The following is a 15945-nucleotide window of genomic DNA, read 5'->3' on the forward strand; positions in this document are numbered from 1 at the left end:
GCCCCCGTTCGCACGGCCCGGACGCTCAGGCGGGCACCGGGGTCCGTCGCCGTCCGCGACGACCCGGGGCGGGCCCGACGCCGCCCGTGCCCGCGCCACCCGCGCTCCCGTCACCCGGCCCGGGGTCGCCCGGCTCGTGGCCGCCCGCGCGGTCGGTCTCCGGCGGGTCGACCTCGGCCAACTCGTCGTCCCCGACCTCGACCGGCTCGTCGCCGTCGTCGGCCGCCAACTCGTCGTGCTCGCCCGCGTCCGGGCCGGTGGGCCAGGCGTCCCGGTCGGGGAGCACGCCGTCGAACCGACCGTCCCCACCGCCCGGCCGGCTCTCGGTGCGGCCGAGCCCGCCGTGGGCGCCGCCCGCGCCGTCGAGCCCGCCGGCCACGTCGGGGCGGGCGTCGAACGGGTCGGACTCGCCGGCCCGCTCGATCCTGCCGGTGAGACCGACCCGCGCCGCCCCGAACTCCGGCGGCGGGAAGTCGTCGTCGAACGGCCGGTGGTCGAACGTGGCCGGGGCCTGCGCGTCGGGCACCGGCTCGGTCGCCTCGCCGTGCACCCGCTGCTCCGCCTCCGCGTCCTCGACCGAGCTGGTGGCGGCGCGGGGCTGGTTGCGCAGGAAGCGGGCCCGCCCCCGGGACAGGTCGTGCCCGACCGCGACCGCCTCCAGCTCGTAGAGCGTGCGGTGGGTGCCGGCCTCGTCGGTCCAGTCGCGGGTGTAGAGACGGCCGGCGACGACCACCGGGTCGCCGACCGCCACCGACGCGGCCACCCCCTCGGCCAGCCGGCGCCAGCAGTTGACCCGCACGCGCAGGCTGTTGCCGTCCACCCAGCGGCCACTGTCGCGGTCGAGCCGGCGGGCGGTCGAGGCCACCTTGAAGTTGGCCACCAGTGTCCCGCTCTGGGTGGTCCGGCGCCATTCCGGCGCGGTCAGCACGTTGCCGACGATCGTGACGTACGTATCGAACATCGCCCCTCCAGGGATCGGCTTGTCCGGCAGAGCGTGGCCGCTTCGCCCGGTCGGTGCGACCGCCGGCACCCCGCCTGTGGACGACGGACCGCCTTGTGGACAACCCCCTGATCAAGGTCCCGATCTGCTAGGACCACGGACCCTACGACGCCGACCTGCGGCGACACATGATCGGAATGTGACCGGCGGAGGGCGTTCCGGAATCACGCCGGCTGGGTAAGTACTTGATCAACCGAGAGAAAGGGAGCGCCGATGCTTCTCCGAGACGTCCGCGAGGCAGGGCGATGAGCGCCGTGGCGAACCCCGCGACCGTGGCCGAGTGCCTGCGGGTCGGTGCCGGGTTCTCCCAGGGCGACCGCAACTGGATCGCCGAGCAGTTCGCGACGCTTGACGCCCGGCTCGCCGGCTTCCACGCCGACGCGACCGAGCTGGAGGTGTCGGTCAAGGACCGCGAGGCCCGGGGTCAGAAGGTGACCCTGGAGTGCTGGGTCGCCGGCCGGCAGAAGATCGTCACCACCTCGACGGAGGAGGACCTGCACGCCGCGCTCAACGACGTCCGGGACGACCTGCGCCGCAAGCTCAACGACGCGAAGACCCGGCAGGAGCCGCGCAGCAACAAGCACCTGCGCGCGGTCGACCAGCCCGAGGACGTCCCGCTGCAGGCCGCCGCGCGCGAGGACGCCGAGACCGCCTGAGCCCCGTACGCCCCCGCCCGCACGGTGCCGGCGGGCGGGGGCTACCGCCGGGTAGCGAGGCGGCGTACCGTCGCGGTCGTGGAACCGGACGTGCTGGGAGCGCCCTACGAGCGGCGGACGATCGACCTGGGCACCGACGACGAGGGACCGGTGGTCGCCACCCTGGTCCGCCGGCGGGCCGACCGCCCGACCGGCCGCGCCGTGCTCTACGTGCACGGCTTCGTCGACTACTTCTTCCAGACCCACGTGGCCGACTTCTTCGCCGAGCGCGGGTGGGACTTCTACGCCCTCGACCTGCGCAAGTACGGCCGCAGCCTGCTGCCGCACCAGACCCCGAACTTCTGCCGCGACCTGGCCGACTACTTCCCCGAGCTGGACGCCGCGGCCGAGATCATCCGGGCCGAGGAGGGGCACGACACCCTGCTCGCCATGGGCCACTCCACCGGCGGCCTGATCATCTCGCTGTGGGCGGACGCCCGACGCGACGCCGGCCTGGTCGACGGCATCGTGCTCAACAGCCCCTTCTTCGACATCAACGCCCCCTGGGTGGTCCGCCGACCCCTCGCGGCCGCCGTCTCCCGCCTGGGCCGTCGGGCGCCGCAGCGCATCCTGCCGTTCGGGCTGGGCACGGTGTACGGCGAGAGCCTGCACGCCGACCACCGGGGCGAGTGGCGCTACGACCTGGCCTGGAAGCCGCTCGCCGGATTCCCGGTCCGGGCCGGCTGGATCAACGCGATCCGGGCCGGCCAGCGCCGGCTGCGGGCCGGTCTCGACATCCCGGTGCCGGTGCTGCTGGCCTGCTCCACCCGCAGTTTCCGGGGCGCGAAGTGGCACGACAACGCCACGCTCGCCGACGCGGTGCTCGACGTCGAGCACATGGTGCGCTGGGCGCCCCGCCTCGGGCGGCACGTCACCCTGGCCCGCTTCGACGGCGGGCTGCACGACCTCACGCTGTCCAGTCCCCTCGTACGCGAGAAGGTCTTCGCGGAGGTCGGGCGCTGGGCGGAGGGTTTCCTCCGGGCCGGCCCGACCGAGCCGGAGTCCACGCCGCCGGCCCCGCGCCGGCCGGCCGACGAGCCAGCCGGGGCGACCGCCGACGGCTGACCCGGTCAGCCGTCGACCACCTCGGCGAGCGCCGCCCGGATCCGGTCGAACGTCGCGACCGGGTGCCCGCCCCCGCGGGGTGGCAGCAGCACGCCCAGGCAGCGCAGCGCCGGCCCGCCGTCCGGCCCGGCCTCGACCGCGAACACCGGCGCGCCCACGTACCCGGCGGGCAGCTCGCGGGTGACCCGCACCTCGTCGCCGTCCCGCGCGACCCGCTCGACCACCGCCTCCAGGGGCCGCGACCCGTCCTCCCCCACGCCCAGGGCCAGCACGAACGCCGAGGCGGGCGCCGCGCCGATCCGGGCGACCGCGTCGGCCGGCGCGGCCACCGCCTCGGTCACCTGCTGGGTACGCCAGCGCCAGCCCCGGTCGTCGGCGTAGCCGTGCAGCCCGCCGGTGGGCATCGCGGCCAGCCCCAGATCCGGCAGGTGCAGCCAGTGGTCGGCGAAGCCGGGCAGCTCGATCGGCTCCTCCGCCCCCTCCGCCGGGTCGGTGACGCTCGGCCGCAGTCCGATCTCCCCGTACGCGGAAGCGGTGACCGGGTCCGCGGTGAGCAGCCACTCGTGCGCGACCTCCCCGTCGTCGGTCGCGCCGACCAGCTCGCTGTAGAAGAAGGCGGTGCCGACCGTGCCGGCCGCCGCGCCGGGTCCCGCCGACCCGGTGACGGGCAGGATGGCCCGCCCGAGCAGCTGGCACAGCTCGAAGACGATCTCGTTCTCGGTTTCCTGGTCGAGCAGCATCCGCCGAGGGTACGGACCGCGCCGTGGCCGCCGGCCCGGGACCCGCCGGAACCGGGATGCCGGGCGGGGCCCCGGCATGGGACGCTGGGCGACGACGTGGACGCGCCGACCCGTACCCCCGGGCGGGCCGGAGCCGGCGGTACCCTCTTGGCGCGACGATCGTCGGCGCGCGCCCGTAGCTCAGCGGATAGAGCAGGGGACTTCTAATCCCAAGGCCGCAGGTTCGAATCCTGCCGGGCGCACAGGCACTTCTCCGATAGGACCGGCTCGCGTGGGGCTATTCGTGGTGCGAGCGCGCTACGGTGGCCTCGTGGCAGCCTCGAACGGACGCACCAAGCGCCAGCGCGGCGAGATCGAAACTCTCCCCAGCGGGTCACTGCGCGTGAAGGTCTATGCCGGCGTCGACCCGATCAGCGGGAAGCGGCACTACCTGACCGAGGTCATCCCCGCCGGCCGCACCGCCCCCAAGGAAGCCGAGAAGGCGCGTACGCGGCTGCTGGCGCAGGTCGATGAGCGACGCAACCCGCGCACCCGCGCCACGCTCGACCAGCTCCTAGACCGGTGGCTTGAGGTGGCCGACATCGAAGCCACCACCCGCATGGGCTACGTCAACAAGCTCAACAAGCACGTACGGCCGGTGCTCGGCAAGCTGCCGGTTGGCCGGCTCGACGCCGAGACGCTGGAGTCGTTCTACGCGAGCCTGCGCCGCTGCCGGGACTGGTGCGGCGGCAAGCCGTTCGTGAAGCACCGTGTGGAGGGCGAGCACGCCTGCACCGCGAAGTGCCGGCCGCACGTCTGCAAGCCGCTCAGCGCTTCATCGGTGCGGCAAGTTCACTGGATCCTCAGTGGTGCGCTCAGCCGGGCGGTCCGGTGGCGCTGGATTGCCGTCAACCCTGCCAGCCAGGCCGAGCCACCCGCACCGCCGCACCCCGACCCGCAGCCGCCGAGTCCGGCCGACGCAGCCCGCATCATCAGCGAGGCGTGGCGCGATCCGGATTGGGGCGCGCTGGTCTGGCTCGCCATGACGACCGGCGCCCGCCGCGGCGAGCTGGCCGCGCTGCGCTGGCACCATCTCGACCTGGACGCCGGTGTGCTGACGCTGCGACGCAGCGCCTACTTGGATGAGCATGGCCAGCTACAGGAGAAGGACACCAAGACGCACCAGCAGCGGCGGGTGGCGCTCGACCCGGAGACGATTGAAGTGCTGCGCGAGCTGCACGGCCGGTACGTCGACCGCCTGGCGCAGCTCGACGCGGACGCCGATCCTGCCGACTACGTCTTCTCCCCCGAGCCGGACAACAGCCGTGGCTACCGGCCCGACACCATCACCCAGCGGTACGGCCGGCTCGCCAGCCGGCTCGGCATCGACAGTCACATCCACGCCCTACGCCACTACTCGGCAACTGAGCTGATCAACGCGGGTGTCGACGTGCGGACGGTTGCTGGACGACTCGGTCACGGCGGCGGCGGCACGACGACGCTCAGGGTGTACGCCGCTTGGCTTTCGGAGTCTGACCAGAGGGCAGCTGGCACACTGGCCGCCCGGATGCCGCCGCGCCCGCTCACACAAACGCTACGAAAGACGCCTGGCAGCCCGTACGAAGAGATAGCCGCCGCGCTACGCCACCAGATCAACACCGGTCGGCTCCGGCCCGGCGACCAGTTTCCAACCGTTGCCGAGCTGGCGACAACACACTGCGTCTCGGTTGGTACGGCTCACCGGGCTGTCGCCCTACTGACGGCAGAGGGCCTGGTAGGCGTCGTCCGAGGTCGGCGAGCGATAGTGGCCGGCGGATGAGTTGCCGACTAGCGGGCTAGGCAGCACGCGATACCCAACACCCAACCTGTGAACCTGCGCGCATAGGCTCTAGCCGCACAGCGCTGCACTCGATGTTCAGCACCACTGATGCCATCGCTCGCGTACTCAAGAGCAAGCCGCTCCTCGCGCCCAGCGAGCCGGTCGCATAGGCTAGGCAATGTGCTCCCGAGCCTCCAGTACACAGACTTTCACAAGTTCTTGGTCAGCATAGGTGGAGCTGTTTGCGGAGTCGCTATTGGCCTCCCAGTTCTCCTACTTCGAAGCCAATCGGTCTTCAAGACATCGGATGCAGAATTGGTAAGACTGACCCCAGAGGCGCGCGATGCGGTTCAAGTCCAACAACAACAAATTTCTTTTCTGCTGAATTTTTGGCCTTACTTCACCACCTCCATGCTGATCCTCGGCCTTGGATTCGTGCTATGGGGCGCAATTTCTTGGAAGCGACAACAGGACCGCGCCAACGACCGAGAAGTAGCCGAGATCGAGAAACTGCAGATTGAAAATGAGAAAACATATCACGAGGTGCTTACACTAGCCCGCGCGCACCAAGCCTCTCCTGAAGAAGCGGAGCAGGCCCGCGAGGACAAGATGGCAGAAGCACTGGAGCCGTCTGGGAGAGACTCAGAAGCGCATGACCCGACGCCTCCGACCGCAAGCGATCAGCTTGAAGGCCAAATCTCTCGGACGGACGAAACAGCAACACCTTCCGCCCGAGTGAATCCGCCAGAAACTCGCGAAGATCGAGCAGGAACCGAGCAGCGGCAGCCGATGCCGAAGCCACGGAAGACGCCACTTACCAGGTCCGAAGGTTTGAAGGAGTTTGGCAAGGAAGTTGTACGGGCGGCCATGAAGGCATTCACGAGATCCTACGGCCCCGGAATCGACATCGTGCCAGAAGTTTCACTAGGCGGGACGATCTGGGATGCCGTCATCATATCGGAAATGAACAGCCTTCCCAATTTAGCCTTGGACGTAAAGGTAGTTGGCCATGTGGGCAATACCAGAAATCGCCTACATGATTCAATAGTTGGAGCCCTAAAAATCAGCCAGGCAGCACCAGATGAACTGAGAGAAGTTTTCACGCCTACCATCTTCCTCATCGTCGACGACTTGAATGCCGAGGTGAACGAAGATCAAAACAAGCGGCGCCTATCGTCTGTAGTGAGAATCGTTGAGCGGGAGACCGAAGCCCTTTCAGGCTTGCCGGTTCCCATGAACATCGTTGTTGCGACATTCAATTCACTGATGTACGCAAAGCTTCACAATATCGACTGGCGAACAAACTCCCCCAGAGTAGTCGTACTCGATTAGTACTCCAGCAGGAGATCCGTTTCAGGGTCCTGTGAGGGGCTCGCCGGGCGTAGTGGCTGGTCTTGGCTTCGGCTTGGTGGCGCCCGTCGGAAGATGGGCCAGGCGATGACGTCGCTGTCGCGTCGGGTGGGTTCGATGATCAGGGCGTGGAACAGCCGTCGGAGTTCGTTGACGGTGATCGGTTCAGGCCGTTCGGGCTGATGGTGCTGGCCGCTGCGGCGGCGGTGTTGGTGTTGGTCCAGGCCGACGCCGGTCTTGGTGGCCTGGAACGATTCCTCGATGCTCCAGCGGTGGCCGGCGCCGGCCACCAGGTGGCGCAGCGGAATCGGTTCGGGCGACCAGCAGCGGTAGAACGCCAGTTCACCGGTGGTGCGGTTGCGGCGGATCAGCAGCCAGTGGTGACCGGCGTGCTGGTCGGATGCCAGAGGCAGGGTGACGAACGCCCAGTCGCACGACCGTTGTAGACGCCGGGGATGGTTCGACAGGCTAGGTACGCCTGACAGAAAGCTCCCCGCGCCTCATAGGTAGCGATGCCGCCTACATCCTTGATTGCAACGTAAGCCACGGGCAGGCTGGTAGCTCTGCCAAAGAGGACGGCATCGAGAGGATGCGTATGTACGGTCAGACCTGGGACGAGCTAGGAACTACGCCGCCTGCGCGTGCATGGCAGATGCTCAGAAGCCTTCGTCACGAGCCGCCGGGTTGGGCAAGGAGGGGGGCTCGGAAAGTGATGTTTGGCGCTGCTCTTGAGCAGTCGGAGCAACTTTTCTCTGCCGCCAGATCGGTTACCCCAGCCGCAAGCCCTCTCCTTCTCTTCTACGGTCTATCCCAGGCAGGACGCGCCGTCGCAGCAGCCGCAGCGGGAAGAGAGAATGCCGATCGCTGGCAACTTAGCGGGCATGGGATCACCAATTCGAACGCTGCCGGGATACAGCCGTCTAACCTGGCAACACTGACGGTTCAGAACCAAGGAAGCGGATCATTTACTCAACTAGCCGATATCTTGGGCGCTGCATCGCTGCCAACTCCCGTAGCCCTCGGAGACATCTGGTGCCTCCTGCCAGAGAGCGGGCATTTCCCGCTGCCGGGGATGGGGAGCGCACGCCCGCGACACTTGCAGCACCAGTCGTACGGGGTCCGGGACGAGCGCAAGCTGCTTGCCTCCATCCACGTTCCAACTGAGATGCTTGAACGCCCCGGGAGCCCTGATCCCTTAGATGCGATTTTTGGTTTCGAGCAGCCGCGAGCAGCCGTAAAGGAACACCTCGCCCAGTTCCCGTCACTTAAAGGGTTCGACTTTACAACACCGGAAGGGCAGCGCATCGAACTACGCGGTCACAGCGCCACCACTACCGAGATCGTGATTCAGTGGGAAAAGCCAACCGGGCGCTCGGACCAGGACGAGCTATTGCGGCATTGCGTGGGATACCGCAGCGCCCATCTGACTTTTCCGTCAATTGGGACCGACGAGAGACCGCCCCACCCATTCTTGCTTTGGTGGGCTATCCTATTCGCACTATCCAAGCTGGCTCGATACGAGCCAAGCATGTGGGCCAACACGATCTCCGTTAATTTAAGTCCCGCCGCAGCAGCAATTGAACATATGCTCCGGGAGTCGATTTATGTGCTTCCCGAGTTAATCCACCGAACAATCTTCGAGGTCGCTAACGAACGATAGCGAGCGCTCCGGTTCGCATGGCGCGTCGACCGACGGCCCGCCCAGGCGGGCCAGAGGCTGACGTTCCGTCAAAACTCTCACGATCGCTAGTAAGCGAGGCCTTAGCGATAGCTCCCTGCGGGGCGAAGCCGCCGCGTCCCGCAGCGGGCTTGATCCGATAACGACTCCTGGCCCCCGCACTAGCGATACATGTTCTTGGCATCGATCATTGCGTTGGCCGCAGTCGTCAGTGAGCTAGCCGCCGATTTAATTTGGTCGACGAGCACCGACGTGTCAGCAACAGCGGCGGCAGCATCATCCAACTGGCTGATGATCCCTTCCATCCCGGCCAGCGCCGTCGACGCGCTGCTGAGCTGGTTGGCAACGTCTGCCAGGTGGGCCAGACTCTCTGCCGCATTGGTCAGCTGAGATGCGGTGTCCGGAAGAAAGGACAGGCGTTGACCCGCGCTATCAAGCATGGGTGCATAGTCCGGGAGAAGAATGAGTCTTTCGGCCGCCCCCGCCAGCATGGCACTAACGTCAGGATCAGGCACCACTCCGAGCCGCCCAGTGCTGCTAATCTCATCGATGAGATTAGCAAGCAAGTTGGCCGCCTCGGAATCCACCTGCTCGAATCGCGCCAAAGCGTCACTGAGCTTGTCGTGCGCAGACTCTAACGCCTCCCCAATCATCTCTTGCAAACGCTCTTCGTCAAGCTGCCCGAGACCCTTGAGCGCAACCATTGCAGGGGACTCGCGTTCGGACTTCCAACGCTCCAAGACTTCGATCGAGTAATCCGATCCCCCACTCCTATCTACAACTTTATGATGCGCCTTGCAGAGCCAAATGAGATTCGAGAATGAACGCCGCTCATCGTCAGACATATCCTTGAAATACCTCGGGCCGTTCACCTTTGCAGCCCTAATATGAGCAATGTCAGCTTGAATAATCGGATCGCCGTTCACGATGCATACGATTCTTTGTGAGCAGCCGGGAAAATAGCAGAGGGAGCCGCTTAGTGCAATCAAGCCAACAAGGTCACCAGATTTATAGCTTCTTGCATCTACCACTCAATCCACCCCACATTCGACCGCTACCAATAGTCGCAAGAAGGTAGCAGAGAGATGGCCAGCGTTCACGCAGCTGTCTCTTTCCCGCCAATGTCTTGCGATTAGCCAGCCCATCGTGCAGCCCGACGCGACCAAGGGGCATGATGGGCTGATGCGTCTGCTTGTGCTCGGAGGAACATGGTTCGTCGGTCATGCCGTTGTAACTGCCGCCCTTAACGCAGGCTGGACTGTCACCACGTTCAACCGCGGCACCTCCGACCCCTGGCTAGAGGCTGTACGGCCCATCCGGGGCGACCGGACCCGTCCTGAGGACGTCGCCGCCCTCGCCGCCGCTGGCCCTTGGGATGCCGTGGTCGACACCTCAGGCTACGTGCCTAGGAACGTTCTCGACGTGGCTCGCGCACTCGCTTCCGTCGCCGGGAGCTACGTCTTCATGTCCACGGTCAGCGTCTACCGAGACTGGCCACTGAAGCCCCTTAGCGAGCGGTCCGAGGTGCTCTACTGCCCGGCTGACGCCGGACCCGACTACGGCACCGACACTGAGGACGGACCAACCCAGTACGGATACCAAAAAGCCGGCTGCGAGGCGGCAGCCGTCGCCGCCTTCGGAGCTGAACGGACAACGCTCCTGCGCCCCGGCGTCGTGCTCGGCCCGCGTGAGTACGTCGGCCGCCTGCCGTGGTGGCTGCGCCGGGTGGCTGCTGGTGGCGACGTCCTGGCCCCCGGCTCCCCCGACCGCACCATCCAGCCAGTCGATGTGCGCGACTTGGCTGCCTTCGCACTTCACAAAATCACCGAAGGATCCTCCGGCGCGTTCAACGCCTGCGCCCCGATGGGTGGCGCCACCTTCGGCGGACTGCTGGCGGACTGCGCCCATGCGACCCGCGCTGACGCCTCCTTCGACTGGGTGCCCGACGAGGTGTTGCTCAGCCAAGGCGTGCGGCAGTGGTCCGAGCTACCCCTTTGGCGCACGTTCGACGGCGTCTGGCGCGTCGACACGGCCAAGGCGCAGACAGCCGGCCTGCGCTGCCGGCCGCTCTCCCTGACCGTCCGCGACACCTGGCGCTGGATGGTGGAGAGCGGCGAGGCCAGCAACCACGATCGGGCCGCCGAAATCGGCATCAGTCGGGAGAAGGAAGCTCAGGTGTTAGCCGCCTGGCACCGGTCAGGTGAGCGGTCGAGCTGAAGTCTCCGACAGCCACGCTGCGATGCGCTCGCCGAGCTGCCGCGCCTCGGCGTCGCCGCTCCACGGCGCTTCGTTCAGCAGACGCTCGATCCGGGCCAGCCGGCCAGTCAGCGAGACGTTGCGCTTGTGGGGAGGCAGTTCGAGAACGGTACGCAGCGCTTCCGCAGCGCCGTCCTTGTCCCGCATGTGGAGGTGCGCTGCGGCTACGTCGATGTTCGTCCCATTGATCTGCGAGTACGGCCGCCTCGCCGCCGGCAGCGCTTCGTAGACGCTCAGCGCCTCACGGGCGTACCTTGCGGCCTGGTCACCGTTACGGAGGTCGAGCCATGCGGCGGCGGCGCAAGCCGCGGCGCGCGCGTCTCCGAATGCGAACTCCCCGCCGGTCGAGGTAGCCAGTCCGTCGGGGTGACCCTCTGCCGCCTCCCGGTCCCGCTGGGCAGCGTCCAGCACCGCCGCCACCGACTCTGAGTCGTCAAGCAGGGCGTGGGAGCGAGCGGCGATGTAGCGCAGCCTCAGCTTCGGCTCGCCGTCAGGCGCCGCGCGCATCGCTCGCTCGAAGTAGCTCAGGGCGGCATCCGGCTCACTGCGCCAGTTCGCCAGCGTCATTTGCAGGCCGTACGTCCACGCCTTCAACGACGCGTGGCCGGCGAGATCCGCGTACTGGGTCGCCGCCCTGGCCAACGCCGCCGACTCGTGCCAGTGCCCGAGGTCGAAGGCGGTAGAGGCCATGAGTGAGGCACCCTGACCGATGACCACGAACAGGTCGGCCAACTCCCCCGGCCGACGCGTCCGCTCAGCGAGCGCTCGCGCTTCGTCACGCAGCCGGCGTGCGCTTGAGAACGTGTCGAAGGCAGCCATCCCACCAGACCTGGCCAGCAGCGCCAGGTCCTGCTGCAATGCCTCGATCGACTCGTGCGGTACCCCGATACTGGCCAGAAGCGAGTCGTTGACGATTGCGTCGGCAGCGTCACTCACGACATCACCAACAGCATGGCCACCGCTGAGGCTTCCTTCCTTGCCAGCCCCGCTGTTCAGGTGGTGGAGGAAACGTGATCTCACTGCGTCCGAGAGTCGATCGAAGGCAGCGTTCAGCACCTCCTGATTCGCGTTTCCGGGCACGGTTTCCGGCCGGCTGTGCCAGTACGCGACCGTCCTGACCGCGATGCCCAGCCACCCGGCAAATCCCTCGTTCGTCATGCCGGCAGCGGCTTGCAGCGCGCAGGCGAGACGCCCCGTCCACTGATCCACCGCCGCCATCGTGGTCCCCGCGCTCGTTGCATCGGCTTGCCGCACGGTTGCACCTGCCTTGCATGGGCGCGCCGTCCGACTTCGACTTCACTGGATATCAGAAAGCCATTCGCCACATCAGACTACTGAGGAGACTCCCGTGGCTGAACCCCTCGCCCGTGTTGAGGAGCACCCCCGCTTCCGGTCCGTCGCGGACACTGCTGCGCTTCTCGGCATGTCGGAGGTGACTCTCTACCGAGCCATCCACGCCGGGCAGTTCCCGGCCATCAAGGTCCGAGGACGGTTCGTGATCCCCGCCCGCGCCATCGACGACATGGAGGCTTCAGCCCTGGCTCACGGCCTGGTCGACGCCGGCAACTACGCGTTGAGGCCCGCCAGCTAGCCCGCACGCTTCGGCCCTGGCGGCGCCGGCGGAATGTCGTTCTCCCGAGCCAACTTCCGGATGTACGCCCCGCTGAACGGCGACAACCTCTCAACCTCGGAAGGGCCGACGCCCTCGCGGAGGGCAGCGAGGACAGCCGCCACTACGGCATCGCGGGCGGCCTCGTGAGCCGCCTCGGTCCGTTGGTATCGCTTCGTCGCTGCTGAGAGCACATCTCGGGCGTCACTCATCGCACCAACATACCGCTACCTACTTGCGCAACAGACCCGCGTATCGCTACGTTGTTGCGCAACAGACATGCGCTTCGCAAGGGGTGCGAGGCACGCGAAAGGACACGAGGTGACCAGCTTCAAGCCCTTCCCGACACCCGGACCGACCGCCGACGACTTGGCCGCGATCGAGGGCGAGATGCCCTTGATCGAGGCGGAAGTCCTGCTGCTCGACGCGCAGATCGCCATCGTGACCAGCGACGGTCACCCGAGCGACCTGGACTGGCAGCGCATCCGCCGAGCGCAGCGCCGCGTCCTGCGTGAGGCCCGCGCCCTGCTCGACGGCAACCGAACCGACCGGGCCGCCTAGCCGACCGGCGCCAACGAAGGCCACCTGTTCCGACCTGCCGCCCTACTCGCCTGACCGGAGGCCACCTGCCATGACTGCCCCGACCATTAACGGCACGCGCTACCCGCAGCCCATCGAAGACCTGTTGCCCGCCGCCCGCGCGCTGAACCTGCCCGAGGGCGAGGCGTTCCCGTCCCGTAACCGGCTGATGCGCGAGTTCCGCATCGGCGCACCCAAGGCCGGTGAACTGCTCACGCTGCTCAAGGCCGAGCCCGCCACGCCGCCGGCCGACACCGCCGAGCCGGACGCCACGGACCCGGCCGACCCGCCAGCCGTACCCGAGCCCGCGTCGCCGGTCGAGGCGGACCCGACGCCCGCCCCGGAGATCACGCCGGCCGAGCCGCCGGCCGAGGCCACCGCGGTCAGTCGCCCGGACACGCCGACCGCGACCGCCCCGGTACGCCGGGCGGTGGCGTGGCCGGTGGTGTTGCTGGCACTGCCGGCATTCGTCGCGATCTGGTCCGGGTGGGTCGGCCTCGGCGGACTCACCGGGTTCGGCGTCGTGCACCCGCTCCCCGGCATCTGGGACAGCTTCTCCATCAACTCCGCGATCACCCTCCCGATCGGGGTCGAGACGTACGGCGCGTACGCGCTCTACGTGTGGCTGTCCGGCCGAGTCCCGGCCCCGGCGCTGCGGTTCGCGAAGTGGTCCGCCCTCGGCTCCCTGGTCGTCGGTGCGCTCGGCCAGGTCGCCTACCACCTGCTGGAAGCCGCCGGGGTCACCTCGGCCCCGTGGTGGATCACCACCGCCGTGGCCTGCCTGCCGGTCGCGGTGCTCGGCATGGGCGCCGCACTCGCGCACCTGGTCCGCACGCACGACTAGCCCCGCCCGGCGGCACGGCCCCAGGCCTAGGAAACCGATGCCGTGCCGCCGGCCCCCTACCGATCTGTCGACCGTTGGAGGAACCCCCATCATGACGTCCCCCCGAGATGACGACCGCTTCGACTGGCAGGCCGCCGAAGCGGACCTGACTGACCCGAGCACCGCCGGCCCGGATGCCGAGGTGGTCGACCTGGACGACGCCCGCGCTCGCCGCACCCCCCGGCCGCGCCCGCCGGCCGACAACGACGACGACGCCGAGCAGGGCGGCGACGCCGAGAGCGTCGACGACGGCCCCGGCCGCGACGGCGGGCCGGTCGACACGGCCGAGGACATCCCCCGGGAGGTGTTGGCCCGGCAGCGGGACCGCCGGCCGATCCTGGCCGACTGGGCGCGTTCCTGGCGTGCCCTGTTGGCCGCGTTGCGCCACATGCTCAAGGACGCCGGCTACATGACCGCCTACCACGGGGTTCGGCTGCCGAAGTACGCGGCGAAGACGGCGGTGTGGGCGCCGGTCGGACTGTTCCGCGGCTTCGGTCGGGCGCTGCGCTGGGCCAGCGCCGAGGAGGGCAACTGGCACCTGCGGCAGGCCGCCGCGTCCCGGGGTGATGCGGACACGTGGATGAAGCTCGACGCCCGCCGGCAGCGCCAGACGGTGTGGCGGTGGTGGGTCCTCGCCGCCTCGGCCGCCGCCACCGTCGTCGGCGCGGTGGTGCTGGCGCTCGGCCCCGCGTGGTGGCGCTACGCCGCGCTGCTGGCTGTGGTGCCGCTGCTGGCCACGCTCGGCCGCCCGGCTGACAAGCCGCTCACCGACCGGGTGAGCGAGGGCAACCGCTACCGCAAGCTGACCGCCGACCTGGTGCGACGGGCGCTCACGTCGCTGCAAATGCCCGGCATCAACTCGGCGGTGGCGAAGGACCCGAAGGCCATCTCGTTCCCGGTGGACATCCACCGCGACGGCCCCGGCCACCTCGCCGTGGTCGACCTCCCGTACGGGGTGGAGGCCGCCGAGGTGGTCGCCCGGCGCGGCCGGCTCGCCTCGGCCATGCGCCTCCCGCTCGACCAGGTGTGGCCCGAGCCGGCCGCCGGGCACACGGGCCGGTTGGCGCTGTGGGTCGGGTATGAGCCGGCGTCGCAGATGAAGCAGCCGCTGTGGCCGCTGCTGTCGGCCTCGGCGAAGGTGGACGTGTTCAAGGCGTTCCCGTTCGCCACCACCCCGCGTCTCGACACGGTGGCGGTGGACCTGATGTTCCGCAACTTCCTGTTCGGTGGCCAGCCCGGATCGGGGAAGACGTTCGCGTTGCGGGATCTGATCCTGGCCGCCGCCCTCGACCCGCGCGCCGAGATCCGAGGCTACGAGTTGAAGGGCGTGGGGGACTTCGCCGTCTTGGAGCCGGTGATGGCCGAGTACGGCAACGGCTTCGACGACGACACCCTCGCTCGCTGCTTCGGGTTCATCGAGTGGCTCTACGAGGAGTGCCGCCGCCGCTCCAAGCGCATCGAGCACTACGCCCGGTTGGGCAAGGCCCCGGAGAACAAAGTCACCCCCGAACTGGCCAGCCTGAAAGGGTCCGGGCTGCATCCGCTGGTGGCGTGGTTCGATGAGCTGCAAGAGCTGATGACCAGCAAGTACGGCAAGGACGCCGGAGAACTGCTGGAGAAGGTCATCAAGCTGGGCCGGGCGCTGGGCGTGATCATCATGATCGGGACGCAGATCCCCGACAAGGACAGCCTGCCGACCGGCATCACCCGCAACGTCAACTCCCGCTTCTGCCTGTCGGTCGCCGACCAGACCGCGAACGACATGATCCTCGGGACGTCGGCCTACAAGAACGGCTACCGGGCGACGGTGTTTCAGCCGGTGATCGAGGCGGGGTGGGGCATCCTGCGCGGCTTCGGGCCGAAGGCGTCGGCCGTGCGGTCGTTCTACGTCGACACCACCGCCGCCGCCCGCATCGTCACCCGCGCCGTCGCCCTGCGGACCACGGCCGGCACGCTGCCCACGCCGAACGAGCAGACCCGCGAGGTTGCCCCGGTGGCGGACGTGCTCGGCGACCTGGCGCGGGTGTGGCCGGGCGACGACAAGGCCGCGTGGAACGAGACGCTGTGCGGCCTGCTCGCCGAGCTGCGACCCGACGTGTACGGCGGGTGGGAGGCCGCGCAGCTCACCACCGTTCTCAAGCCCCACCCCCTGATCAAGGTCGGCGACGTGGGGCGCCGCATCGACGGCAAGCCCGTCACCCGGCGCGGCATCAAGCACACCGACCTGCTCGCCGCGATTGCGGAGCGTGACCGCAAGCGGTCCGCTGGCTAACCCGGTCGGAGGGTGCTAGC

13 protein-coding genes, 1 tRNA gene and 1 pseudogene are annotated in these 15945 nt (G+C 68.3%); 10 read left to right on the forward strand and 5 right to left on the reverse strand.

Annotation, left to right across the window (positions count from 1 at the left end; genetic code table 11):
* Positions 1-25: 25 nt before the first annotated feature.
* Entirely contained in the window at positions 26-961 is a 936-nt protein-coding gene (gene ssb / locus COO58_RS22105) for a single-stranded DNA-binding protein (RefSeq protein ID WP_098747028.1), read from the reverse strand.
* Positions 962-1245: 284 nt separating this feature from the next.
* On the opposite strand from ssb, the gene COO58_RS22110 reads away from it, so the two are divergent.
* Together COO58_RS22110 and COO58_RS22115 are read left to right on the forward strand one after the other, a co-directional pair.
* Positions 1246-1656 (forward strand): HPF/RaiA family ribosome-associated protein, encoded by a 411-nt coding sequence (locus COO58_RS22110; protein WP_091571628.1) that lies wholly within the window; start codon positions 1246-1248, stop codon positions 1654-1656.
* A gap of 78 nt (positions 1657-1734) precedes the next feature.
* On the forward strand, positions 1735-2760 hold the full coding sequence (locus COO58_RS22115) for an alpha/beta hydrolase (RefSeq protein WP_176558933.1): 1026 nt from the start codon (positions 1735-1737) through the stop codon (positions 2758-2760).
* A gap of 5 nt (positions 2761-2765) precedes the next feature.
* On the opposite strand, the gene COO58_RS22120 is transcribed toward COO58_RS22115, so the two are convergent.
* Entirely contained in the window at positions 2766-3500 is a 735-nt protein-coding gene (locus COO58_RS22120) for a hypothetical protein (RefSeq protein WP_098747030.1), read from the reverse strand.
* 169 nt (positions 3501-3669) lie between these two features.
* On the opposite strand from COO58_RS22120, the gene COO58_RS22125 reads away from it, so the two are divergent.
* The 3 genes from COO58_RS22125 (at position 3670) to COO58_RS29985 (ending at position 6630) form a co-directional block, all read left to right on the forward strand.
* Positions 3670-3742, forward strand: a tRNA-Arg gene (locus tag COO58_RS22125).
* A 68-nt stretch (positions 3743-3810) separates the two neighbouring features.
* On the forward strand, positions 3811-5298 hold the full coding sequence (locus tag COO58_RS22130; protein ID WP_255292746.1) for a tyrosine-type recombinase/integrase: 1488 nt from the start codon (positions 3811-3813) through the stop codon (positions 5296-5298).
* Positions 5299-5613: 315 nt separating this feature from the next.
* Positions 5614-6630 (forward strand): hypothetical protein, encoded by a 1017-nt coding sequence (locus COO58_RS29985; protein ID WP_141561940.1) that lies wholly within the window; start codon positions 5614-5616, stop codon positions 6628-6630.
* On the opposite strand, the pseudogene COO58_RS31265 reads toward COO58_RS29985, so the two are convergent.
* Positions 6554-7088, reverse strand: a pseudogene (locus COO58_RS31265) (hypothetical protein); the annotation flags it as partial. The gene COO58_RS29985 and the pseudogene COO58_RS31265 sit on opposite strands and share 77 nt — an antisense overlap.
* Before the next feature lie 1399 nt (positions 7089-8487).
* Positions 8488-9252 (reverse strand): hypothetical protein, encoded by a 765-nt coding sequence (locus tag COO58_RS22145; protein WP_141561941.1) that lies wholly within the window; start codon positions 9250-9252, stop codon positions 8488-8490.
* Positions 9253-9508: 256 nt separating this feature from the next.
* Between COO58_RS22145 and COO58_RS22150 the strand changes: the two genes are divergently transcribed.
* Positions 9509-10543 (forward strand): NAD-dependent epimerase/dehydratase family protein, encoded by a 1035-nt coding sequence (locus tag COO58_RS22150; RefSeq protein ID WP_098747037.1) that lies wholly within the window; start codon positions 9509-9511, stop codon positions 10541-10543.
* Here the strand turns inward: COO58_RS22150 and COO58_RS22155 are convergent.
* The gene (locus tag COO58_RS22155) at positions 10523-11791 is read right to left on the reverse strand and encodes a hypothetical protein (protein ID WP_255292747.1); all 1269 of its coding nucleotides are present in this window, start codon (positions 11789-11791) and stop codon (positions 10523-10525) included. The two genes, COO58_RS22150 and COO58_RS22155, sit on opposite strands and share 21 nt — an antisense overlap.
* A 139-nt stretch (positions 11792-11930) precedes the next feature.
* On the opposite strand from COO58_RS22155, the gene COO58_RS22160 reads away from it, so the two are divergent.
* From COO58_RS22160 to COO58_RS22175, 4 genes are all read left to right on the forward strand, one after another.
* Positions 11931-12173: a helix-turn-helix domain-containing protein gene (locus tag COO58_RS22160; RefSeq protein ID WP_098747039.1), complete on the forward strand. Its 243-nt coding sequence runs from the start codon at positions 11931-11933 to the stop codon at positions 12171-12173.
* 339 nt (positions 12174-12512) lie between these two features.
* Entirely contained in the window at positions 12513-12752 is a 240-nt protein-coding gene (locus COO58_RS22165; protein WP_098747041.1) for a DUF6284 family protein, read from the forward strand.
* A gap of 70 nt (positions 12753-12822) precedes the next feature.
* Complete coding sequence (locus COO58_RS22170) at positions 12823-13614, forward strand: ABC transporter permease (protein ID WP_098747043.1); 792 nt, start codon at positions 12823-12825, stop codon at positions 13612-13614.
* 91 nt (positions 13615-13705) lie between these two features.
* Positions 13706-15925, forward strand: coding sequence for a cell division protein FtsK (locus COO58_RS22175; protein ID WP_098747044.1), 2220 nt, complete (start codon positions 13706-13708; stop codon positions 15923-15925).
* Positions 15926-15945 lie beyond the last annotated feature (20 nt).

The organism is Micromonospora sp. WMMA1996 (assembly GCF_002573675.1).
GTDB classification, from domain to species: Bacteria; Actinomycetota; Actinomycetes; order Mycobacteriales; family Micromonosporaceae; genus Micromonospora; species Micromonospora sediminicola.